The following is a 22,517-nucleotide window of genomic DNA, read 5'->3' on the forward strand; positions in this document are numbered from 1 at the left end:
CCAGCCCTCCCAGCTGTTGCGGTCCCATCACGAGAAAGGAACCCCGGGTGGCAATGGATCACGCCCGCGTGGCGAAGGACGTCCTGACGTACGTCGGCGGCGCCGACAACATCAACGCAGCAGCGCACTGCGCGACGCGTCTACGTCTTGTCCTCAACGACATGGACAAGGTCGACCAGAAAGCTCTCGATAAGGACCCGGACCTCAAAGGCACCTTCATCGCGGGCGGCATGTTCCAAATCATCGTCGGACCGGGAGACGTCGACCTCGTCTTCTCCGAGATGATCCACACCGGAGGGGTCAAGGAGGTCTCCAAGGACGAGGCCAAGGAGCAGGCCGCCAAGAGCGGTAACCCACTCTCCCGTTTCATCAAGGCGATCGCCGACATCTTCGTGCCTCTGCTCCCGGCCCTGGTGGCCGGTGGTCTCATGATGGCGATCCACAACGTCCTCACAGCAGACTTCTTCACTTCGCCCGCCTTCGTCGCCTCGGACAACCCCACTGGCGCTTACGGGTTGGTCGACAGGTTCTCGTGGCTCGCCGACTACGACGACGTCATCAACCTCGTCTCCTCGGCGGCTTTCGCCTTCCTGCCCGTGCTTGTCGGCTTCTCCGCGGTCAAGCGCTTCGGTGGCAACGTCTACCTGGGCGCGGCCATGGGGGCTGCCATGGTCTCCACCCAGCTGACCAGCGCCTACGAGATCGAGACGGCTCGGCAGGCCGGCACCATTGAGGTGTGGCACCTTTTCGGCCTGACTGTGGACAAGATCGGCTACCAGGCCATGGTCATTCCCGTCCTGTGCGTCTCATGGCTGCTGGCGTACATCGAGAAATGGCTCCACAAGCGCCTGTCCGGGACTGCTGACTTCCTGCTGACCCCGCTCATCACGCTGCTGGTGACCGGCTTCCTCACCTTCGTCGTCGTCGGCCCTCTGGCGCGTGAGCTCTCCGATGGAATCACTAACGGCCTGAGCTGGCTGTACACGACTGCAGGCCCCCTGGGCGGCTTCCTCTTCGGCCTGGTCTACTCGCCGATCGTCGTCACCGGCCTGCACCAGTCCTTCCCGGCGGTGGAGCTGCCTCTTATCGCGCAGATGAGCAGCGGCGGCCCCGGATCCTTCATCTTCCCGATCGCCTCCATGGCCAACATTGCCCAGGGCGCTGTGACCCTGGCGGTCTTCTTCCTGACCAAGGACTCCAAGATGAAAGGGCTGGCCGGTGCCGGTGGTGTCTCTGCGATCGTCGGCATCACCGAGCCCGCGATCTTCGGTGTCAACCTGCGTCTGCGCTGGCCCTTCTTTATCGGGATGGGCGTTGCCTCCGTCGGGGGCGCTGCTGTTGCTCTGCTCGACATCCACAACCAGGCTCTGGGCGCCGCCGGATTCGTCGGCTTCGTCTCGATCGTCCCCGACGACATCCTCAAGTACCTCATTCTCGAGGTGATCGTCTTCATCGCCGCTTTCGCCGCTGCCTTCGCTTACGGCACCACCCGCGGCAAGGCCTCGCTGGCCGGGGACGACATCGACGCCGACGAGGCGGCCCTGGAGGCCGAGGCCATGGCCGAGCACGCCGAGACCGTCGAGCTGCCCGCCGAGGCCGCCGAGGACTTCACCGTCACCGCCCCGATCCAGGGGCGCGCGGTGCCGCTGTCCGAAGTGGAGGATCCGACCTTCGCCTCCGGCATGCTCGGCCCGGGCATGGCCATCGCACCCGCCGAGGGACCGGTTGTCTCGCCGGTCGACGGCGAGGTCCTTGTGGCCTTCCCGACCGGGCACGCCTATGGTCTGCGTGCGGCCAGCGGAGTCGAGCTGCTCATCCACGTCGGAATGGACACCGTCCAGCTCGATGGCAAGCACTTCAGTCCCAAGGTCAAGGCCGGCGACAAGGTCCTGCGCGGCATGCCGCTGGTGGATGTTGACTGGGCCGCCGTTGGGGCCGCCGGTTACCAGACCGTCACTCCGATCGTCGTTTCCAACGCCCAGGGCTATGAGGGCATCGAAAAGCGCGCTGCGGGAACGATTCACCGGGGTGACGCCCTCTTCGATGTCATGCGCAAGACCGAAGAGTCCGGCGACGACGAGGAAGGTGCCCAGGCCGACACCGCGGAGGCCAAGGCCTGAGCCGCTGAGACTTCGCCGTGACAGGAACTCGGTGAGGCCCCGACCGACAAAGTCGGGGCCTCACCGGTATGTCACTAGCCATTCACTAGGCGGTGCGACCGATGAGCAGCTTGACTTCCATGGGGGAGGGGGCCCGAAGGTGCTTTCGGGACACGCTAGAGCGGTCATCGCCCGAGGGGATGGACTCGATTCGGTTCAGGAGCAGGTCGACGGCAGCTCGGGCCAGCTTCGCGATGGGTTGCTGGATAGTGGTCAGCGACGGCAGGGCGTGCTGCATGGCGATCGTGCCGTCGAAACCGACGACCTTGAAGTCATCAGGAATCCTCAGGCCGCGCTCTGCGGCCCACTCCACCACTTGAGCGGCAGCGAGATCATCGGTGGCGAAGACTGCGTCAACGTCATCGACGACGAGTTCGAGCCGTTCGCGGATGAGAGCAGGGCGTTCAGCGTTGGGGGTGTTAAAATCGACGGTGAGAACCACCGGTTCGATACCGGCCTGCTGGAGTACCTGGCGGTACCCCTTCTCCCGCAGGTTGTGAATACCGGTGCGAGAGGTCAACAGTGCTGGACGACGCGCCCCTCTCTTGAGCAGGTACTCGGCGGCGATACGGCCGCCGGCCTCGTTGTCGCAGCGGACATTGGGCACGGTGGGGGAGAGCTCCCGATCCACACTGACCACAGGCAGATGAATCGAGCTGTAGTCGGCCAGGCCGTCGTTGTGAGCGCTGGAGATGATGCCGTCAACCCGGTGCGAGACCAGCAGGTCGAGGTACTCGAGCTCTCGGTCCGCCTTGCCCATGGAATTGCAGACGAACGTCCTATAGCCACGGTCGGCCAAGAAATCCTCGACGTGCTCGGTGAGCTCACCGAAGAAGGGTAGGGCAACAGTAGGGACGATCAGCCCGATCGACTGCGTGGACTTGCCGTGCAGCGCCCGGGCGATTTGATTGGGGCGATAGTTCAGCTGTGCGATCGCCTCGGCTACCCGCTCCCGTGTCTCCTGGGAGAGGTAGCCGCGGTTGTTCAGTACGCGGGAGACTGTGGTCAGCGAGACGCCTGCAGCCTGGGCAACATCAGCCAGTGTGGGTTCGCGGTGTGACTCCACTAGTGGGTCCTCGAGCTCCTTGGTCGTTCACGGTTGGTGCGATCTGCTCTCAAGCATATGCCTCGAGGGAGTCATTCCCCAACTGACCTGCACAAACGTGAATGGAAGGTTACGTGCTCGGCAGGATTCCGACGTAGAAGGAGATCATGGCGCGGGCCATCTGGGCGTGCCCGGCGTCGTCGGGATGGATGCCGTCGATGGCCAGTCGATCCTCGTCGCCGTTGATCGCCGTTGTCAGCGCATCGGTGGAGGTCAGGCCCACAGAGGTGGCCCTCTCGTGGACGAGCCGGTGGATGGCCTGGAACCTGGGGCCGATCTCCAGAGAGGGAAAATAGGGGGCGATGACGATCGTTGCACTCCGCAGCCGGGCGGAGATGAAGGTGAGGTCATGGTCGATCGCCTGTTCGACCAGCTCACGCTGTGAGGGGAGGAAAGCAGCGTCATTCAGGCCCAGGCTGATCGTAACGACGTCGGGCTCACAGCGTAGAACCGCCTCCAACCAGGTTCTGTCTCGGCACGACGGCGAGCGCTGGCCTCCGGGAAGATGACCTCCGCGGCGCGCGAAGAAGCCGAGACCGTCCGCCGCCAGATTCACTTCCCGCCACCGCTGGTGCTCGCACACCAGCGACGTCCAGCGGTTGCGGGGATGGCTCAGTGCTCGCCAGCCGGTCGTGACGGAGTCACCGAGGAAGACGGCCGTGGGGAAGTGGTCAGAGTTCGGAATCGTGGACACGCCTCACGACTGTAGTTCCCCGGGCAGGGACGAACCAGCGCGGGCTCAGTGCGAGTCGGCTCTGCCGCTCTTCTCGGTCAGGACGCCGTCGTGCATGACCAGAACCCGGTCGCACATGGGGAGAAGCCGCTCGTCGTGGGTGACCATGACGGTGGCCTTGCCCAGCTCGTGGGTCTGATCAGCAAGCAGGTGGGCCACATCCTGAGCATGCCTGGTGTCCAGAGAGGCGGTCGGCTCGTCCGCAAGGATGATGTCCGGTTCGTGATAGAGCGCCACCGCGATGGCAGCGCGCTGCCGCTCGCCCCCGGAGAGCTCGGAGGGGTAGGCGTGAGCTCGCTTCGAGATACCGAGTGAGTCCAGGAGATGATCGCGTCTATCGGTGTTATCTTTCGTGCGGCCCACCCGGTTGTGCAGACCGAACTGGTCGTTGAGCCTCAGGAAGGGAACCAGGCCCGAGGCCTGGAGAACGAAACCGATGCGCCGAAACCGGAGCCTGGCCCTGCGCTTCTCCGGCAGGGCGGAGAATGGCTCGCCCGAGATGGTGACAGTACCGCTGGAAGGGGTGCGCAAACCGCCCATGATAGTCAGGAGCGTTGACTTCCCCGAGCCGGATGGCCCCAGAATGCCCACCAGCTCACCGGCGCGGAGCTGAAGGTTCGTGCTGCGCAGCGCGTGAACGGTTTCATCGCCTTGGCGGTAATCCCGGCTCACCGAGTTCAGGGACATGACTGTGGTTGGTGCCGTGGACGTCGTCATGAGATGGCCTCCGCTGGGTCTATTTTGGAGATGATCCGCACGGAGATGAAACCGCCGATGACGGAGATGAGGATGAAGGCGGCGGCGATGAGCAGATCGAGGGGAATGGAGATTCTGAACGGCACGGCGCTGGGCAGGGCCAAGGAGGTCCCTAACGTCAGGAGTAGCCCAGTACCGACACCGGTGACTGCCAGCACGAGTGTCTGTGCGCAGCCGGAACGGATGAGGTAGCCCGTGGGTATACCACGTGCCTTGAGGATCCCTAGAACCGATCGCTTCTGCAGGGTCAGCACATAGATGAAGATGCCCAGCACGGTTGAGGCGATGATGATCAGCGAACCGATCATGAGGCTGAAGGTGAGAACCTGTGCCGAGTACCCGGGTAGTGTCTCAATGAGCTCCTCGCTGGTGAGGATCGTCAGACCCGCATCCTGCGCGGTCTTCATGGCCTTGCTGTCTGTGGTGAGGTCCGCCTTGAACGCGACCGCCGAGACCGCGGGGGACAGGCTGGCGGGTCCGTGCTGACTTAGCGCTTGACGATCCAGGATCACCATGGGAGCCGATTGAAGGGTCGTGTCCTGGGTGAAGCCGACGATTGTCCAGTCGTGGTCGGAGCCCAGGAGCCGGATTGTGTCGCCAAGTCTGACTCCCTTGGCCTCAAGGGAGTCGTCAACGAGAATCTCCTTACCGGGGTTGGAAATCGCTCGGCCGCTGGCCACAGCAGGGCTGAGCTCTCCATCCAGGTCGATGCCGAGGGCGAAAACGTCATCTCTCAGTGCCTCGCCATCCTCGTCCTTGACGTCCGGAGCCTGGGCCACGGCGGCCATACTCATAAGGGTTGATGCGGTTGTGCCGTTCTCCTTGGCCAACGCCTTGGCGGTGCTGACCTGTTCGTCACTCAGACGTGAGGCGGAGAGGTTCTCATTGGAGGCATCGGTGATGACGATGCTGGCACTGTTCCAGCCGTCGATTCCGGCGCGGTAGAGGTGTGCCAGCCCGATGGCCAATGAGCCCAGAAAAAAAGTGAGGTACGCCACCAGGGTGATGACGGAGATGATGAGGGCGAAGCGAGCGGGTTCGTGGCGGATCTCGCGTATTGCAAGGAACATGAGGCTCCCTGATGAAAATATTCGGTAGGCGAGCCTGCTGGCGCGCTCTGCGAACGCTACACGGTGTTTGCGGTTCGCATGACGCGACGGATGAGAGCGCACAGCGTCGTGGTGCGCGTCAGCGGGGCTTTCTGGAGGTTGCGACGGACGAGGTTGCCGGAGGGGAGCCTCTCACTTCAGCGAAAATGACATAATGTGCATTATCGGCAATAGGTGAGTGGCGCTTCCGCGCTGCTCTGTGCTGCCGCCCAGGCGTGATCTGGCGCCACCCGGCACAATCGCTTCCGTGAGAGCTGGACAAACTACCGGAGAGACGACCGCACGGATCCCTGCTGACAACCATGACGTCATCCGCGTCGTCGGTGCTCGTCACCGAGCATCATCAGGCCATCATGGCGCACGCTGACTGGAGGATCATTGATCTCGGCCCCGGAATCGGCCACGACGGCGGTCGTATCGTGTCCACCGGAACGCCGACCAGATGGTGACGGACCGGACGACTCCGACGGGCCGATACCTGGCCCAATATGTTGAGAAAGGCGGCTCATGACGACGGCAAGGATCTACCGGATCCGTCCAGCAACCATGGAGGACTCCCCCGGTATCCGTTGTCTCCGCAATGCGGCCGTACGGGAGTCCCTGGCGATCTGGACGAGCGTTGAGCAGGACTCTGTCCAGGCTGAGGCATGGCTGGCCCCCATGGTCCAGCGCGGAACGGCACTCGTCGCCCATGTGGACGGTAAGCCTCAAGAGATCGTCGGCTTCGCGGTCGCCGGTGCATGGCACTCCTACGAGGGTTATGCCCGCACGGTCGAGGACTCTATCTACCTGTCCCCAGCCGTTCAAGGTCATGGCCTTGGCTCCAGGCTTCTGGCCGCACTAATCGAGGCCTCCAGGGCGGCCGGGGACCGCACTATGATCGCTCTCATCGAGGCCGGCAATATGGCCTCGGTACATCTGCACGAACGCTATGGTTTCAACATTGTCGGCACTGTCCCGCAGGCAGGTGAGAAGCTCGGACAGCTCCTCGATCTGACCATCATGAGCCGTTCTTTACATTGATTGGAGACTTATGTTCACTATTTACAGGTTTTCGCGATAATTCTCGAGATGAGGTGACGTCATTGTCGGAATAAATTCGGTAATGGTATACTTTGCGACACCGTTCACTACGAACGGGTCTTCAGTCACAACTTCTGAAATCTCGTTGCGCGCACCGACAGCAATAATGATACCGCCCGTTCTGGGATCCTTGCGCCCACTGGCTAGGAATCTACCATTTTTGTAATGGTGGGTAAGGTACTGACGATGGGCCTCCAGGTAGGGGTCGACGGCTTCAGCGCCCTGCGTGTATATAATATCAAGAACAAAAAAGTGAGCCATGATGGTGTATGGTAGCACTTGATTGGTATCCAAGGAGAAACATCGCATGAATAATTATCAAAACCTCACCGACGACAATCGTTTCCGGCAGGTGAATGGCACTGAGTCCATCCAGCTCCAGCCCGAGGAGCCCGCAGTCACTCAGTGGCGGGTCAGCGGCACCGACGACTTCGTGGCTCACCTGCTGAGTCTTATCGGAGCCCCGGAGGGACGGCCGGCGATCATCGCCGTCGACGGACGAGGCGGCTCCGGCAAGACAACGCTCACCGCGGCACTAACGGCGGCCGTCCCCGGCGCGCAAGCCTTCCACCTTGACGACCTCATCTGGAACGAGCCGCTCTACGACTGGGACCAGCTGCTCGTCGACACCCTGACTCAGTTGCGTGAGGCCGGCTGCCTCGACCTCGTCCCGGACAAGTGGCGGGAACACGGCCGCGAGGGCTCCATCCGCATCCCGACCGGCTCTCCCCTGGTCGTCGTCGAAGGAACCGGAGCCGGCCTACGAGCGGTCGGTAGCCTCATTGACGCTCACGTCTGGGTCCAGACCGGAGACGATGTGGCCGAGCGCCGCGGCATCAGCCGCGATATTGAAGAGGGCGTCAATGGCGACGCCGAGGAGTCGGTGCGTTTCTGGCACTGGTGGATGGCGGGCGAGCGCACCTTCTTCACCAAGGACCGCCCTTGGGAGCGCGCCGACGTCATCGTCTCCGGTGATGCCCCGGCCGGTGTGGAACCGGGAGAGATCGCCTGGATCCCGGGGCCGCTCCTCCCCCGCTGAGGCGCGGGAGTTTACAGAGCCGCACGCCGCTCAGGCCGAGGACTCAGTCCCCCAGCGCCGTCCCCACGGCGCGGGCGGCCTGGATCCACTCGTGGTCGGCTGGAACGAACTTGGTGCGTCCGGCCACGTCCTTGAGCGGCACCAGCTCTGTCCCATTGCCGCGGTCGGCGACCATAACGCCGTAACGGCCCTCGGCGATCGCGTTGGCGCCGGCTACTCCCAGGCGCGTGCCCAGCATGCGGTCGGCCCCGCAGGGCGAGCCGCCACGCTGCACGTACCCCAGGATGGAGACACGCGCCTCCAGGCCGGTTAAACCCTCCAGCTGCTCGGCCAGGGTGAAGGTATTGGCGCGGTGGGAGGCCTCCAGTCGTTCAACGCCTCGCTTGGCCATCGCCTTGCGCTCGGGGCTGGAGGCGTCCTTGACCAGGGCCCGGGCGTGCTCCAGCTCTGCGTGATCCGTCACCGACAGCGCCCCCTCGGCCACAGCCACCACCGAGAAGGACGATCCGTGGGAGCGGCGGCGTTCGATCTTGTCCGCGATCGCGTCCACCGAGTACGGAATTTCGGGCAGCAGGATGACATCCGCCCCGCCTGCGATGCCGGCGCCCAGGGCCAGCCACCCGGCCCGGTGCCCCATGATCTCGGTGAGGATGATGCGGTGGTGGGAGTGCGCCGTCGAGTGCAATCTGTCCACGGCCTCCGTGGCGATCTCCAGAGCCGTGGCGAAGCCGAAAGAGGAGTCGGTGTGGACGATGTCGTTGTCGATGGTCTTGGGCAGGTGGATGACGTTGAGTCCCGCGTCCATGAGGCGCTTGGCGTTTTTCGCGGTGCCGCCCCCACCGAGGCACACGAGCGCGTCGATCCCGTTCTTCTCGCAGTTCTCCACGATCGAGGGCACCATGTCACGGGGCTCTCCGCCCATCATCATGCGATGCACCTTGTCCCGGCTGGTTCCCAGCATGGTTCCGCCGGTGGTGAGGATTCCGGACAGTGCGGCGGCATCGAGCTCGGTGAAGCGGTTCTCGGCCAGACCCCGCATGCCGTCTCGGAAGCCGATGAGTTCCCACCCGTGCTGCTGAATCGCCGCCTTCCCGAAGCCTCGGATCGCTGCGTTGAGTCCCGGGGCGTCGCCGCCCGCCGTGAGGATGCCGATGCGCTGAGCCATAGGGCCAAGTATGCAGTGTTCCGAGGCTAGGCACACGCTGTGCACGTCGGTTCCCAAGAGTGTTCACTTCTGTTCCGCGGCTGATTCGGCCCGACGGCGTCGCATGCTCCACCAACCGGTATCATCGTTACCCGGATCGCGTCGAAACGGGTGGGAACAAAACGCCCTCCCCCGGTGTTGACGCACCGGTGACCTGAAGGCGAGCCGCCTGCGCCGCCGAGAGCAGGGCACCGGCGAGAGACGAGCCACGAGGAGGCCACGAACATGGCAGACCGCGCACTGCGGGGCATGACCATCGGAGCGAAGTCGATGGAGTCGGAGGATGGCGTCGAGTTCGCTGAGCGGATCATCGTCGGCTACGAGTGCCCGATGGCGCACGTCACCAAGATCCCGATGTCGACCGAGGCCGAGGTACCCCCCACCTGGGAGTGCCCCGAGTGTGGGCAGCCCGCCGCTCGGCGCGGCGAGGACGAGCCCGAGCCCGACGAGCCCAAGAAGACCCCGCGCACCCACTGGGACATGCTTCTGGAGCGCCGTAAGGTCGAGGAACTCGAGGTCCTCCTCAATGAGCGACTCGAGGCGCTGCGAAGCGGCGAGGTCTACCGCGAGCGAGTCGACGGATAAGACTCCTTGTCCTCTTAAGAGCGTTTCTGGCGCGACGAGGCCGACGGGCGTCGCTGGTAGCCGCCAGCGGCCCGGCGGTGATTGTCATGGGCCGCACGCAGTCTGCTTCCGGCGACCTTGGCGGCGTCGAGCAGCTGGCCGGAGCGCTTGGCGACACCCCAGCGGGTCACCAGGGACAGCTCCTCGGTGAAGATCCCCCCGGACAGCTTGGACTGTCCCGCCTCCCGCTCAAGGAAGGTGATGGGCATTTCCACGATACGGCCCCCGACCTCGTCGACGAGCTTGGTCATGTTGACCTGAAAGCCGTACCCGAGGGCCTCGACTTTGCTCAGGTCCATGCGGCGCAGGATAGAGGCGCGGAAGACCCGGAAACCGGCGGTCGCGTCCTTGACGCGCAGTCCCAGCATGGCATTGATATAGAGGTTCCCCGCCCTCGACAGCGCGACCCGCTTGGCGTCCCAGCCCTCGGTGGCTCCGCCGGAGACCCAGCGCGAGCCGATGACGAGATCGGGCTCGTCAGCCATCTCAGCGCGCTGAATGAGCAGGGCCAGGTCCTCGGCCCGGTGGGAGCCGTCGGCGTCCATCTCGACGATGAGCTCGTAGCCCGCCGCCAGTGCCCAGGAAAATCCGGCGAGGTAGGCCGGGCCCAGTCCGTTCTTCTCCGAGCGGTGCAGGACGTGGATGTGGGAGTCCTCGTTCGCGCGCGTGTTGGCGTAGTCGCCGGTGCCGTCGGGGGAGCCGTCGTCGACGACGAGAATATCTGCCTCGGGTGCGTGCTCACGAACCCGGTCCAGTGCCACGGGCAGGGACTCGATCTCGTTGTAGGTCGGGATGACGACGAGTGCCTTCACTTCTCTCTCCAAGGTTTGGGGGCGTGGTGCCGAGGCTACCTGAGACACCCCGAGGGTATCCGAGATCAGCCGCGACGACGTCGAGCCGGAGCTGTCGCCTTCCGCCGAAGGCGCACAAGATTCAGGATACCGGCCGCGATCAGTACGACAGCGCCGGTAAGGATGATGATGCCGGGCCAGGGGCCGAGCCGGTCGGCGATGGTCTGGGAACTGCGCAGCGCGACGTCGGCCACGAGGCTCGCCCGTGTATATGGCCGAGTGACCTGCTCGACTTCGCCACGGGGGTCGATGATCGCCGTGTAACCGACGGTGGAGGCCTGGATAACGCTGCGCCCGTGGACCACGGCCTGAACCCGCCCCTGGGCGAGCTGCTGGGCGGCCTCGCCGGAGTCGAGGAAGGAGGCGTTGTTCGTCGGAATGATAATCGCCTGCCCGCCCTGCTTGACGCCGGTGCGCAGGATGTCATCGTAGGCGACCTCGAAGCAGACCCCCATGGCGAAGGTGATGGCACGGCCCTGGGCGGCCGTAGGGACCGTTAGCGTGCTGGAGCCGGTACCGGGCCGCATGTCGACACCGACGCGATCCACCTGGGTGGTCAGGCGACGCACGAGGGAACGGGCGGGAATGTACTCGGCGAAGGGCACTGGTCGGTGCTTGCGGTAATAGGGATGATCCGACTTCCCTGCGCCGTCTCCGGGGTTCCACACGAGGATGTCGTTATAGCGGATGTCGCCGACGAAGGGCACAGCGCCCACGAACACCGGCGCCTGCACGGCCCGGGCGGCCTCGTCGACGATCGTCGCCGAGGCCGGGTAGTCACGCGGGTCCAGATCCGCGGAGTTCTCCGGCCAGACGACCAGGTCGAGACCGCCGGGACCGACGTCGGAGGCCAGTTCCTTGGTAGCTGCAGCGTGGTTGCCGGTGACCTCCAGAGCCCGATTGAAGGCGTCCTCGAAGTCGGTGGCCACATTGCCCTGGACGGCACCGATGCGAACAGTGCCGTTCTCTGCGCGAGTGTCCAGCGGCAGCGCGTGGGGCGCGATGAGCAGGGTCGCGGCGAGCACCGTGGAGACGACGACGGGGATGACGCGGCGCTTGTAGACGGCCTGAGCCGCGTGGGCCGCGCATGCTGCGGCCAGCGCGACCAGCAGTCCCACCCCGGCGCTGCCGAGGTAGGCCGCAGCCGGTAGGACCGGTGCGTCGGCCATGGCGAAGGCCAGGCGACCGAAGGGGAAACCGCCCAACGGCCAGACGGAGCGCAGCTCCTCGACCCCTGACCACAGCAGAGCAAAGGCGAGCACGTTCGCGACGCCGGTGGGCACCCGGCGCAGCACGCGCAGCCCACCGGATGATCCCTTGAGCCGTGGGAGGTGGCTTACCACGGCCCAGGCCCCGCCGAAACCGGCCAGATAGAGCGATTCGAAGACCGTCAGCGCGATCCAACCGATCGGGTTGCCCATGCCCACCATCGTGAAGTGCAGCAGGGGCGTGAACAGACCGAAACCGTAGAGCAGCCCCAGCCCGGCCCCGGCCCAGAACCCGCGACCGCGGATGAGAAGCATGAGTGCCCCGACCCCGATGAGGGCCGACCACCACAGGTTCATCGGCGGAAAGGCGGTGTAGGTGGCCAGACCCGCCAGCAGTGACACGACGGCTGGGGCTGATCGGTGAAGCCAGCGGGGAGAGCAGGAACGCAGCCAGGAGGGCGACCGGGAGGGCACTGTCACGCGGTGAAGCATACGGGCAATGCGCCTGCGCCTCTTCTCGTTCCCGTAGATGGGTGGAACCGGGTGCGGGAGCGTCAGTCGTTGTGGCGCTCCTGGGTCCCCAGGAGCCGGTGGTACAACGGATGGCAGGCGCTCAGGGCAAGGCCTGTGAGCACCAGGCCGACGATGATGACGCCAAGGGCCAGCGGAGACGTGCCGGACATTGGAGAGGTACCCATCAGGAGGGAGCCCATGACGATGCCCAGTCCCGCACCACCCAGAACGGCGAGGAGGAGTGGCGTATAGGCCTCCATCCACATGACGCGCAGGCCGTAGCCTGCGGGAGCGCCCATGCGGCGCAGACTGCGGGACTGCTCTGCGCGCTCAATGGTTCCTGAGGCCTGGGTGATGAGGATGGATGTGGCCGTCAGGGCGAACCCGAAGGCCAGGGTGATGATGGCACCCTTGTCAACGTCCCACAGGATGCCGTAGATGAAAGACTCAGCCGAATCGGTTTCCTTTGTTGACATGGTGCTCAGCCCCAGCGGCATGGGTGACATGAAACCGCCGATGAAGGCCAGCAGCCCCATGGCGGAGACCCGGTGCCACGTCGTGGTGGGTGCGGCCTGGATGCGGCGAGCGGTCCAACGCATGACCGGGCCGCGTAGGTGGGCGAGCCCCCGGGAGAGCAGCTGCGTGAACCATGACCCGGCCAGGTCGAAGACGGCGATGAGTGCCACGACCATGACGCACACGATGATGAAACGGTGCTGCTGCGGTACCGACCTGATGATTTGCGGGGCACCGAATAGCGTCACGAGGAACACGATGACGCGCCAGACGCCGGCACGCGGTCTGTTGGTCCGTCGTGAGACACCCAGTGGGGAGATCCGCACCTGGCGCAGCCCCCGCCAGGCCGAAACCTGGCCAACCGTGACGACTCCCACCAGGACAACGGCCAGGTACCGCAGTGGCAGCACCATCTCGCCGGCGGTGATCCGGGTTCCCATGGCGGTGAGTCCGCCCCAGGCGGGAAGCGTGACCAGGTAGACAGCGGTGCCGATGACTGCGCCTACCACCGACTGGACAAGGGCGTCCAGCAGGGACATACGGGTGACGTCGGCCCCGGACAGGCCCATCAGGCGCAGAACAGCCAGGCGCCTTTCACGGCTGCGCGCTCCCAGGACCGCGGCACTGGAGGCCAGCCCCACCATGGCCGGCACCAGCATGGCGCAGGCCAGAACCGACATGCTGAGGTACTGCGATGCCATGAAGTCGAAGCCATAGCCCGCGTTTTTGGCCGCGTCCACCCACACCGGAATCCGTTCGGGGTGCGTTCCACGGCTGTAGAGCATCCACGTGCCCCCAGCGACGGTCAAGGCCGCGCAGGTGGCTACGGTGTAGGCCAGGACGCTGGCCAGGTACAGCAGCGTCTCTCCCTCGCGGGAGGCGAGCCGTGCACGGGTCAGGCGCGCAGTGAGGCAGGCGAGGACCTGAAAGCCGGGGCGGGAGGAGTCTGCCCTGGACACGCTGATGGAGCGGGGACCTGAAGTGCTTGAGGTATTCATCGGATCGTCTCCATCCCCGAGGCCAGTGCGGAGCGGTCGGCCGTGTTGACGTTCAAGAGACGGTCGGAGTGGACCAGTCCGTCACGGATCTCGATGAGGCGCGAGCACCAGCGTGCGACATTGACATCGTGCGTGACCACAACCAGCGTCGCGCCGGCCATGGAGACGGCTGCTGTCAGCAGCTGCATCATCTCGTGACCGGTTGCCTGGTCCAGGGCGCCGGAGGGCTCATCGGCGAAAATGGCGCGGGGACTGCTCACCAGCGCCCGAGCGATCGCAATCCGCTGGGCCTGACCGCCGGACATCTGCGCGGGGCGCCGGCCCTTGAGATCCGCCAGGCCGAGCCGGGCAAGCATGTCGTCGGCGGCGCGCAGTGCCGAACGCGTCGGTGTGCCGGTAAGCATGAGCGGAAGAGCCACGTTCTCCCGAGCCGGTAGCTCGGGGATGAGTTGGCTGTCCTGAAAAACGAATCCCAGCTCGCACAACCGCAGATGGGATCGCCGCGCATCAGTGAGACCGGAGATCTCGGTGCCCCCGAAGCTAACGCTCCCCTGGTCCGGGACGAGGACTCCGGACAGGCAGTGCAGCAGGGTCGATTTGCCTGAGCCCGAGGGCCCCATGATCGCGACGCTCTCACCTACGGAGATGTTGATACTCACTCCGGCCAGAGCCGTCACCGTACCGAATCGCTTGACAATATCGCTGGTGGTGATCAGTGGTGTGCTCATGCCTCTCATTTCATCGTCTTCTCGGCGCGATAGCGATAGTGCTCGCACTGCTGTCGAGGTAGTGCTGGGTATACCTCTTAGGCAGCCGATGCCCGGCCTGCCAGCTCAGGCGGACGGGACACGGTACCTTGGAGGCGTGCAGCTCAGGTTCTCTCCGCGATGGCTCGGCAAGGTCAGACCCACGCATGAGGCCGTTGCCGCCCGACGGATCGCTGAGCTGACAGCCTCCCGTCGGGAGATCGTTGCGGCCTACGAGGTCGAGCGCCGCCGTATCGAACGCGATCTGCACGACGGCGCTCAGCAACGGCTCGTCGTCGGGCTCATGAAGCTCGGCGAGGCGCAGCTCTCCCCTGCCGTCACCATGGATCCCGCACTCGCTGCTCTTCTAGCTGAGGCGAAGTCGGCCATCGCCGGCGGGCTCGAGTCGCTGCGCACCACGGTGCGCGGTATCCACCCCCAGGTGCTCACCGACCTCGGCCTGGAAGCGGCTCTGACAGACGCGGTGGATCGAGTCGACAGGACTGGCAGGACCATCAGAATCGTTTGTCCGCACCCTCTGCCGACGATGCCTGAGGGCGTCCTGGCAGCCGCCTACTTCTTTGCTCTGGAGGCGATGACCAATGCGCTCAAGCATGCTCCCGGAGCCGAGGTCACGATCCTGCTGACCGTGGATAATACCCTGAGAGTCTGCGTCGTCGATACCGGACCCGGCGGGGCCTATCTCCAGCCGGGTCACGGCCTGGCGGGCATGAGAGAACGGCTTGCGGCCTTCGGTGGAGAGCTTCTGCTGTCCAGTCCCCCGGGTGGGCCGACCCAGGTCGCGGCGCACCTGCCCCTCCTCCTGGCCCGCGGGGAGAGCGGTACTGGCATCGACAGTGTGGATAGTGCGGGCGGCACGATTGGCGCAGAAGGGCAGGAGACATGAACACGGCCCCCTCACTGGTGATCGCCGATGACTCGGCCCTCCTGCGCGAGGGGCTGGCGGGCCTGCTGGAGCGCCAGGGCTACGACGTCGTCGCCCGGGAGAGCAGTGCGCCGGCACTCGTCCAGCGCATCGACTACCTGGATGGCCGGGGACGCCTACCTGATGCCGTGATCACCGATGTCCGTATGCCGCCGTCCATGAGGAACGACGGCCTGGAGGCAGCGCTGGATATTCGGCGCCGTCACCCAGCCGTGTCCATCATGGTGCTCAGCCAGTACGTGTCGGCGACCTACGCCCAGCAGCTCCTCGCCTCCGATGCCCCGGTAGACGCCGGTGGAACAGGCTACCTGCTCAAGGACAGGGTCTCGGAGGTTGCGGACTTCCTGGGCTCCCTGCGAGTGGTCCTGGCCGGAGGCATGGTGACCGACCCGGAGGTGGCCCGGGCCATGGTGCGCAGCTCTCGCTCGGGGCTCGCGGATCTGACGCCGCGCGAGCTCGAGGTCCTCGAGCTCATGGCCCGGGGGCTGTCGAACAGTCAGATCTCGGCTCAGATGGTTGTGTCAGGGGCGGCAGTCGCCAAGCACGTCTCGGCGATCTTCCTCAAGCTGGGGCTGGACCCCTCCGAGGAGAACCGGCGGGTGCGCGCCATCCTTGCCTTCCTCAGAGATAGTTTCGGTCGGTAGTCAATTTGTCTCTTATTTTTACCAAAATACAAGACTGACTTAAATTGACAAGTCATACTGAATCGCCTCAAGACTAGTTGTTTTGTCGCTTCAACTTAGGTCTATAACCATTCCAAACTATCCAACAGAGAGTTCGCGTAAGACTTATAGTATTACATTTCAGTGTGATCGCCATTGTGAGCACGTCGGCGTAGCCGGAACGATGCGCCATTTTCTCGATAAACACTGGGACAAACAATAACACAAAGCAACTTAGCGAAATTGAAGCCCTCATAATGCTAGATGTGCACAGAAAATCAAAGTATGTAAAAACTCCCCATGTGACACAGAATAATAGTTTAGCGTAAAACTCATAATTACGGACGATTGTCGACTTAAATAGTAGGTCAACTATTAATACAAGAATGAGTAGAATCGAAAACTGTCCGTTTCTGTGTGTATGAGGAAATAATGAATAGAGTAGTGTGATCAGAGAGATGTGGTATGCGGCAACACCAACGCGCCAGGGTGCGAAATTTCTGTACTCCAGTTCCTGGAACGCATGGAAATTATTGAAACTAGAGGTCGTGTTGTCAGTTTTACCTACTTTCAAGTCGAATCCAGAAATCCTTGCGAGGGTCATCCGGTGGTATTTGCGCCTGATTCTAGTACTGCAGATGAATGTTCGGCCCTGATTTGCGGTATCGTTCACATATGTAAATGCTTCGAGAATCCATGTTGGTGTCACGAAGACTAACCCTAAAGAAACACAGGCAATTGCAAGAAAAAATAATTGATAGCCTGACATAATGCCGTTTGGGCCCGCTATCACCCAAATACTTCCAACCAGGCGAAGCGGGTATCCAAGTGTTACCAGTGCGAGGATGATAATGGCGTGAAGTTTCCTCCATCTGGAAGGCGAATCATGATCGGCATTGGCTCGGTATGTCATCGCGCCACGCACTCTTTCCCAGTTTCGAACTATTTCGTACGTCATGCTGAGAAAAATAAGTAAGAGCAGCAGAGTTGCAAGTCTTGCTGCGACGTCGGCGCTCTCTGTCTGATCTTTAATCCACAAAATCGTCCAGATTGCTACGGCCACCCTTACCGCAGCCCATCTCAAGGCACCGTTAACTCTCTCGACAGGAAGTCTTCGTCGCAAGCCCCGACTGGGAGAATCCTGATCTTCGCGTATGCCAATACAGTCATTCAAAATGTAACGAGTTTGATAAACAAGAACCTCGATCACAAAAAACGTCGATAGAACGACACTCCAATTGTGCGTCACCCTAGAAGCAAATACGCCAATAACGATGCCTAGGATGGTGAATGGTGACTTAATTAAATCATTGGGGTGTGGCAATATAATATAGGATAACCATGTCTTTGTGTCTCTGTCTAACGGAAGTAGATCAACTTCAAGACGTTTTTTATAGGATGTGACGCACTCTTCAAAATGTTTTCTTCCTGCGCGATTTGCTTTCACGTAAGAGTGTGCTGCTTGTCCAAAGAAAGTTCCATATGTGACTAACATCGCCCATCGCCAGTGGCTATCTGTGTAGTAGCCAAGGGCAACAGTGATGCCGCCAAAAATTAGAGTAAGGCAAGTTGCGAGTATGACAATCAATTGGCCGCCGCGTGTTTTAGAATACTTCGAGAGGGAGTCATGTTCGATCAGAAGTTCCCCGAGGCTTGCAATTTTTAGTCCTTGATAAGATTGAAAATTGACGTCAGCGTCGTTCTCAGTAATTTTTGTCAGTTCTGCCCTAATCTCGCGTTCGAGTGCCCGAAGATAAAACCCTCGTACAGATTTTCTTGAGCCAATCCATTCCGAGAAAGCGACGACTGTAACTGCAGACATTGGCGCCACGGCAATTAGTGGTTGTGGGAACTGATCTGGTTTTCCGGCGTGGTCTATAACTTGTTGTGTGAAGACGAGAAGTGCTGTGAGGACAGCGACGCCAGTGGCAATCAATGTCGAGTATACTGCAGTATATGAGCGCTCATCTTCTTTTGTTTGTTCATATTCAGATGTCAAGAGCTGGAGGCGCGTTGTTTTGGGGTTCATTGAGATGTTCTTTCATTAGCTGAATTATATGTTGGCGCGATCCTTTGCTTCAAGCGACGCTATGAAAATCGCCTGGTGGCTTTTTCTGTAGATGAGTGTCGGTGTGTTTCTAGCCTCGGCATGCTTCTGTGGGCGGTGTGATATTTATATGGCTACGTGTGCATGTCGAAAAATATTAAGTAATTGTGTACTATATTGCGGGATTATATGATTGAACTATGACATTGTCGTATTTCAGTTGTCTGTATACTCACCGCTAGTGTTGTGGGTATGTGCCAGGACATGGTGCACGGGCTGCCAGGCCAGAGCCAGCAGCGTGCCGATGGCCGTTCCGACGAGACAGGACATGGCCGTCCCGGTGGTCCAGGACAGGACCGGGTTATGGGCGAGTTCCTCGGCCCACTCGATGACCTGGTGCAACGGGTGGAAGCCGACCTTGGCGAGGTTGACCGCCAGGATGTGGCCACCGACCCACAGCATCGCCACGGTGCCGACGACCCCGATGCCGCGGAAGAGCGCTGGCGCCGACTTCACGATCGTGCGGCCGACGGACCGGACGGCGCCCGTGCGGCCCTGACCGGCCAGGTGCGCCCCGGCGTCGTCGAGCTTGATGAGGGCGGCGACCAGGCCGTAAACGGCAAAGGTGATGAGCAGGGCGATGAGGACCAGGACGATGATGCGCCGCATGGAGGACTCCCCCTCCACCTCGGCCAGGGCCAACAGCATGATTTCGGTGGACAGGACGAAGTCCGTGGTGATGGCCTGACGGATGATCTGGGCCTCGTCGACCGGGCCGGTGTCCTCCTTGGCGTGCCTGGTACGGCCGAAGCGCTCCAGGATCTTCTCCCCTCCCTCGAAGCACAGATAGGTGCCGCCGATGACGAGCGCGACCGGTAGGAGCCAGGGTGCCACCGCCGTCAGTAGCAGGCCGATCGGCAGGATGATGAGGAGCTTGTTGCGAAGCGATCCCAGCGTGATCCGCTTGATAATGGGCAGCTCGCGATCCGGGGTGATGCCGGTGACGTACTGGGGTGTGGTGGCCACGTCGTCGACAGCCGCCGCCGAAACCTTCGCGGAGGCCTTGACGGCGATCGACGCCGTGTCGTCAACGGTTGACAGTGTCAGCTTGGCGAGCGTGGCGATGTCGTCAAGAAGTGCAAAGAAGCCTGACATGAGGGCGTAAGTCCTGTCGTGCGGGGTGTCGGCCGCAACGAGACTACTCGCTGCGGCCTATTAGGGGCGGCTGGAAGATGATTGGGGACGCATAGCAGGGTGCGGGTCTCACACGGCGGACCAGCTCACCACTCCCCGGTTGAGGTCCAGGGAGACCTCGGCGGCCCGCAGCGACAGCTCGGTGATCGCCCTGGTCTGCTCGGGGGCGGCGTTCGGCGGCGGTGAGATGCTGGCGATCTGGCCGACGACGTCGAGCAGCTGCTTGCACCAGCGCACGAAATCCCCGGCCGTCAATTCGGTGGCATCGAGGATGTCTGCAAGCTGTGCGCCGTCGCACCAGGCCTGGACTGCTCCGGCCAGTGCCGGCTCCGCGCCCGAGGACGCCTCGATACGGGCCAGGGACTCCAGGTCATGGAGCCGGTGCGAGACGCCCAGCTGGGCACGCAGGCACTGGCCGAGCCTCGACCCGGGAGCCACCGGTAGACCGATCGACTGCGCGCTCAGGCGCGGTTCGTAGACACAGGCGCTCAGCGCCCCGGCGAGCTCGCCGACACCGAGGCCCTCGAAGACACCCGTGCGCAGGCACTCTGCGATGAGCAGGTCCCGCTCGGCATAGATCCGGGCCAGGATCTTGCCGGCCGCCGTCACTCTCAGCTCGCGCTCGGGATGACCACGGTCCACGGGCTGCAGATAGCCCAGTTCGAGCAGAATGTCGCACACGGCGTCGAAGAGGCGGGCAATAGTGCCGGTACGGGTCTCGATGCGTCGCTGAAGGCGCTCGGCCTCGGCCTTCGCCCGCGACCACTTGCGGCCCACCCTGGCGTGCTCCTCCCGGTCGGGGCATCCGTGGCAGGGATGGGATCGCATGTCGTGGCGCAGGCGCTCGAGGTTGTCGACAATGCTGTCGCGGCGGGCCTGGGCTCGGCTCGAGCGGGGGCGTGAACGAGGCGACCCCTCCTCCAGGTCCCCGGCACGCAGTGCATCGACCAGACGCTGGACGAGCCGGTCACGATCCCGGGGCCGGTGGGGGTCCACCGAGTCGGCCACCCGCAGCGCGCCCACGCGCATGACGCCGTCCGGGGCCGTGTCCGGAGTCAGGGCGACCACCCGTGAATCCTCCCCCAGCACCGTGAGCGTGGGCGTCCCGGTCCGGTTAGCACCGATCTCGAGAACAATGCCATGACGGCGGCGGCGTCCCCTGCGGAAGACGACGACGTCGCCGCGCTCCAGCGCGCTCATGGCCCGCCCCGCCTCGCTGCGGCGTGAGGCGGCCCGGTCCCGCGACAGATCCGCTTCGGCATCGGCGATGGCCTGACGTATGGCCGCGTACTCGCGGAAGTCGCCCAGGCGGCAGGCCATGTCCTTCTCCAGGCTCTCGAGGCTGCGGCGCTTGCGGCGCGCCTGAGCGGCCAGCTCCACAACGCCGCGGTCAGCCTGGAACTGGGCGAAGGACTCCTCGAGCACCTCGCGCGCCCGCGCCCGCGGCATACGCTCGAGAAGGTTGACAGCCATGTTGTAAGTGGGACGGAAGGCTGAGACCAGCGGGTAGGTGCGCCGGGAGGCCAAGGAGGAGACCGTGGCCGGCTCGAGGTCGTCGGTGGCCAGGACGACCGCGTGGCCCTCGATGTCGATGCCGCGGCGCCCCGCCCGGCCCGTCAGCTGGGTGTACTCCCCCGGACTGAGGGTGACGTGAGCAGAACCGTTCCACTTGCGAAGCGACTCCAGAACCACCGTGCGCGCAGGCATGTTGATGCCCAACGCCAGAGTCTCGGTGGCGTAGACGACCTTGACCAGCCCCGCGCTGAAGAGCTCCTCAACTGTCTCCTTGAACACCGGCAGCAGCCCCGCGTGATGCGCGGCAACACCGCGCTCCAGGGCGTGGGCCCAGAAGCGGAAGCCGAGGACCCCCAGGTCACCGGCCGGTATGTCTGCAGTGCGCCGTTCAATCACCTCACGGATCCGGGCGGCCTCCGCCTCCGTGGTCAGGTCGACCCCGGTACTCACCACCTGGTTGACGGCCTGCTCGCAGCCGGCTCGGGAGAAGACGAAGACGATGGCGGGAAGCAGTCGCGCTGCCTCGAGGGCCTTGACAACCTGGAGCCGCGACGGCGGCTTTAACCGAGCCGTGCGGGCTCCGCCCTCGCCGCGGCGGGGTGCGCGTGCCCCACCCGCGGAGCGCTTCCAGGGCTGCGGCCCCCGGGCGGAGCCGCCGCCCCGACTGCGGTAACTGTTCTTGGAGGAGCCCCCGGAGGCGGCGGCACGTCGGGCCTGCTTGACGGCCTTGAGCAGCTCGGGGTTGAGCGGGGGCTGCGCCGCCTGTTCTGACTGCTCCGACTCCGCCGTGCCGGCGGCGCCTGTGAGCTCTGCGACATCGATGGGGCGGGAGTAGAGGGGCAGAAGACGACGCCCGACCATCATGTGCTGGGTCAGCGGCACGGGTCGCTTCTCGGAGACGACAACAGCGGTCCTTCCCCGCACTTGCCCGAGCCAGTCGCCAAACTCCTCTGCGTTCGAGACCGTGGCGGACAGGGAGATGACCTGGACCTCGGCGGGTAGGTGGATGATGACCTCTTCCCACACCGGCCCGCGGAAGCGGTCGGCCAGATAGTGAACTTCGTCCATGACCACGAAGCCCAGTCGGTCCAGGTCGCGTGAGCCCGAGTAGAGCATATTGCGCAGTACCTCGGTGGTCATGACCACGACGTCGGCATGGGGGTTGACGGAGGTGTCGCCGGTGAGCAGCCCCACGTGCTCCTCGCCGTGTCGGGCTACGAGATCCAGGTATTTCTGGTTGCTCAGTGCCTTAATCGGCGTGGTGTAGAAGGCTTTGTGCCCCCGAGCCAGGCCCAGGTGGACGGCGAACTCCCCCACCACTGTTTTTCCTGCACCCGTCGGGGCCGCGACGAGGACGCCTTCTCCCCTCTCGACGGCGGCGCAGGCCTCCTCCTGGAAGGGGTCGAGCGGGAAGTCGTAGCCCCGGGCGAAGCGGGCGAGCTCACTGCCGGCGGCGGCCTGTCGACGACGGGATGCGGCGTAGCGCTCGGCTGGTGAGCTCATGGGGAC

The 22,517-nt window shown here is 63.6% G+C and carries 20 protein-coding genes; 7 read left to right on the forward strand and 13 right to left on the reverse strand.

Features of this window, described 5'->3' with window-relative positions:
* Nucleotides 1–53: 53 nt before the first annotated feature.
* Nucleotides 54–2,120, forward strand: a complete 2,067-nt coding sequence (locus tag HMPREF0975_RS04460) for a PTS beta-glucoside transporter subunit IIBCA (protein ID WP_021605166.1) — start codon at nt 54–56, stop codon at nt 2,118–2,120.
* Nucleotides 2,121–2,205: 85 nt separating this feature from the next.
* On the opposite strand, the gene HMPREF0975_RS04465 is transcribed toward HMPREF0975_RS04460, so the two are convergent.
* The 4 genes from HMPREF0975_RS04465 to HMPREF0975_RS04480 form a co-directional block, all read right to left on the reverse strand.
* Nucleotides 2,206–3,225: a LacI family DNA-binding transcriptional regulator gene (locus tag HMPREF0975_RS04465; RefSeq protein WP_009232945.1), complete on the reverse strand. Its 1,020-nt coding sequence runs from the start codon at nt 3,223–3,225 to the stop codon at nt 2,206–2,208.
* Nucleotides 3,226–3,334: 109 nt separating this feature from the next.
* Entirely contained in the window at nt 3,335–3,958 is a 624-nt protein-coding gene (locus tag HMPREF0975_RS04470) for an SGNH/GDSL hydrolase family protein (protein WP_009232946.1), read from the reverse strand.
* A gap of 45 nt (nt 3,959–4,003) precedes the next feature.
* The gene (locus HMPREF0975_RS04475) at nt 4,004–4,714 is read right to left on the reverse strand and encodes an ABC transporter ATP-binding protein (RefSeq protein ID WP_009232947.1); all 711 of its coding nucleotides are present in this window, start codon (nt 4,712–4,714) and stop codon (nt 4,004–4,006) included.
* Nucleotides 4,711–5,823 carry an ABC transporter permease gene (locus HMPREF0975_RS04480; protein ID WP_009232948.1) on the reverse strand — a complete coding sequence of 371 codons (1,113 nt, stop codon included), beginning with the start codon at nt 5,821–5,823 and terminating at the stop codon, nt 4,711–4,713. Before HMPREF0975_RS04480 ends, HMPREF0975_RS04475 begins: the two co-directional genes overlap by 4 nt.
* Nucleotides 5,824–6,164: 341 nt before the next feature.
* Between HMPREF0975_RS04480 and HMPREF0975_RS15465 the strand changes: the two genes are divergently transcribed.
* Entirely contained in the window at nt 6,165–6,311 is a 147-nt protein-coding gene (locus HMPREF0975_RS15465) for a hypothetical protein (protein ID WP_155885603.1), read from the forward strand.
* A gap of 58 nt (nt 6,312–6,369) precedes the next feature.
* Nucleotides 6,370–6,885, forward strand: coding sequence for a GNAT family N-acetyltransferase (locus HMPREF0975_RS04485; RefSeq protein ID WP_009232949.1), 516 nt, complete (start codon nt 6,370–6,372; stop codon nt 6,883–6,885).
* A 21-nt stretch (nt 6,886–6,906) separates the two neighbouring features.
* Here HMPREF0975_RS04485 and HMPREF0975_RS14685 read toward each other — a convergent pair whose 3' ends face one another.
* A complete protein-coding gene (locus HMPREF0975_RS14685; protein WP_009232950.1) occupies nt 6,907–7,206 on the reverse strand; it encodes a YciI family protein in 300 nt (99 codons plus the stop codon).
* 46 nt (nt 7,207–7,252) lie between these two features.
* On the opposite strand from HMPREF0975_RS14685, the gene HMPREF0975_RS04490 reads away from it, so the two are divergent.
* Nucleotides 7,253–7,984: a hypothetical protein gene (locus HMPREF0975_RS04490; protein ID WP_009232951.1), complete on the forward strand. Its 732-nt coding sequence runs from the start codon at nt 7,253–7,255 to the stop codon at nt 7,982–7,984.
* A gap of 43 nt (nt 7,985–8,027) precedes the next feature.
* Here the strand turns inward: HMPREF0975_RS04490 and HMPREF0975_RS04495 are convergent, their stop codons facing one another.
* Nucleotides 8,028–9,149 (reverse strand): 6-phosphofructokinase, encoded by a 1,122-nt coding sequence (locus HMPREF0975_RS04495; RefSeq protein ID WP_049939439.1) that lies wholly within the window; start codon nt 9,147–9,149, stop codon nt 8,028–8,030.
* Between the two features lie 264 nt (nt 9,150–9,413).
* Between HMPREF0975_RS04495 and HMPREF0975_RS04500 the strand changes: the two genes are divergently transcribed.
* Nucleotides 9,414–9,773: an RNA polymerase-binding protein RbpA gene (locus HMPREF0975_RS04500; RefSeq protein WP_009232953.1), complete on the forward strand. Its 360-nt coding sequence runs from the start codon at nt 9,414–9,416 to the stop codon at nt 9,771–9,773.
* A gap of 14 nt (nt 9,774–9,787) precedes the next feature.
* Here HMPREF0975_RS04500 and HMPREF0975_RS04505 read toward each other — a convergent pair whose 3' ends face one another.
* The 4 genes from HMPREF0975_RS04505 to HMPREF0975_RS04520 form a co-directional block, all read right to left on the reverse strand.
* Nucleotides 9,788–10,624 carry a polyprenol monophosphomannose synthase gene (locus tag HMPREF0975_RS04505; RefSeq protein WP_009232954.1) on the reverse strand — a complete coding sequence of 279 codons (837 nt, stop codon included), beginning with the start codon at nt 10,622–10,624 and terminating at the stop codon, nt 9,788–9,790.
* A 65-nt stretch (nt 10,625–10,689) separates the two neighbouring features.
* Nucleotides 10,690–12,273 (reverse strand): apolipoprotein N-acyltransferase, encoded by a 1,584-nt coding sequence (gene lnt / locus HMPREF0975_RS04510; protein ID WP_009232955.1) that lies wholly within the window; start codon nt 12,271–12,273, stop codon nt 10,690–10,692.
* A gap of 152 nt (nt 12,274–12,425) precedes the next feature.
* Nucleotides 12,426–13,898: an FtsX-like permease family protein gene (locus tag HMPREF0975_RS04515; protein WP_009232956.1), complete on the reverse strand. Its 1,473-nt coding sequence runs from the start codon at nt 13,896–13,898 to the stop codon at nt 12,426–12,428.
* On the reverse strand, nt 13,895–14,635 hold the full coding sequence (locus tag HMPREF0975_RS04520; protein ID WP_009232957.1) for an ABC transporter ATP-binding protein: 741 nt from the start codon (nt 14,633–14,635) through the stop codon (nt 13,895–13,897). Before HMPREF0975_RS04520 ends, HMPREF0975_RS04515 begins: the two co-directional genes overlap by 4 nt.
* Nucleotides 14,636–14,762: 127 nt before the next feature.
* Here HMPREF0975_RS04520 and HMPREF0975_RS04525 point away from each other — a divergent pair, with 127 nt between their 5' ends.
* Together HMPREF0975_RS04525 and HMPREF0975_RS04530 are read left to right on the forward strand one after the other, a co-directional pair.
* A complete protein-coding gene (locus HMPREF0975_RS04525; protein ID WP_049939491.1) occupies nt 14,763–15,551 on the forward strand; it encodes a sensor histidine kinase in 789 nt (262 codons plus the stop codon).
* Nucleotides 15,548–16,234 (forward strand): response regulator transcription factor, encoded by a 687-nt coding sequence (locus HMPREF0975_RS04530; protein WP_009232959.1) that lies wholly within the window; start codon nt 15,548–15,550, stop codon nt 16,232–16,234. Before HMPREF0975_RS04525 ends, HMPREF0975_RS04530 begins: the two co-directional genes overlap by 4 nt.
* Before the next feature lie 73 nt (nt 16,235–16,307).
* Here the strand turns inward: HMPREF0975_RS04530 and HMPREF0975_RS15470 are convergent, their stop codons facing one another.
* From HMPREF0975_RS15470 to HMPREF0975_RS04540, 3 genes are all read right to left on the reverse strand, one after another.
* On the reverse strand, nt 16,308–18,281 hold the full coding sequence (locus HMPREF0975_RS15470) for a hypothetical protein (protein WP_009232960.1): 1,974 nt from the start codon (nt 18,279–18,281) through the stop codon (nt 16,308–16,310).
* Nucleotides 18,282–18,515: 234 nt separating this feature from the next.
* The gene (locus HMPREF0975_RS04535) at nt 18,516–19,454 is read right to left on the reverse strand and encodes a DUF808 domain-containing protein (protein ID WP_009232961.1); all 939 of its coding nucleotides are present in this window, start codon (nt 19,452–19,454) and stop codon (nt 18,516–18,518) included.
* 108 nt (nt 19,455–19,562) lie between these two features.
* The gene (locus tag HMPREF0975_RS04540) at nt 19,563–22,511 is read right to left on the reverse strand and encodes a DEAD/DEAH box helicase (RefSeq protein ID WP_009232962.1); all 2,949 of its coding nucleotides are present in this window, start codon (nt 22,509–22,511) and stop codon (nt 19,563–19,565) included.
* Nucleotides 22,512–22,517 lie beyond the last annotated feature (6 nt).

This window comes from Actinomyces sp. oral taxon 849 str. F0330 (assembly GCF_000239715.1).
In the GTDB taxonomy this organism is placed as follows: Bacteria; Actinomycetota; Actinomycetes; order Actinomycetales; family Actinomycetaceae; genus Actinomyces; species Actinomyces johnsonii.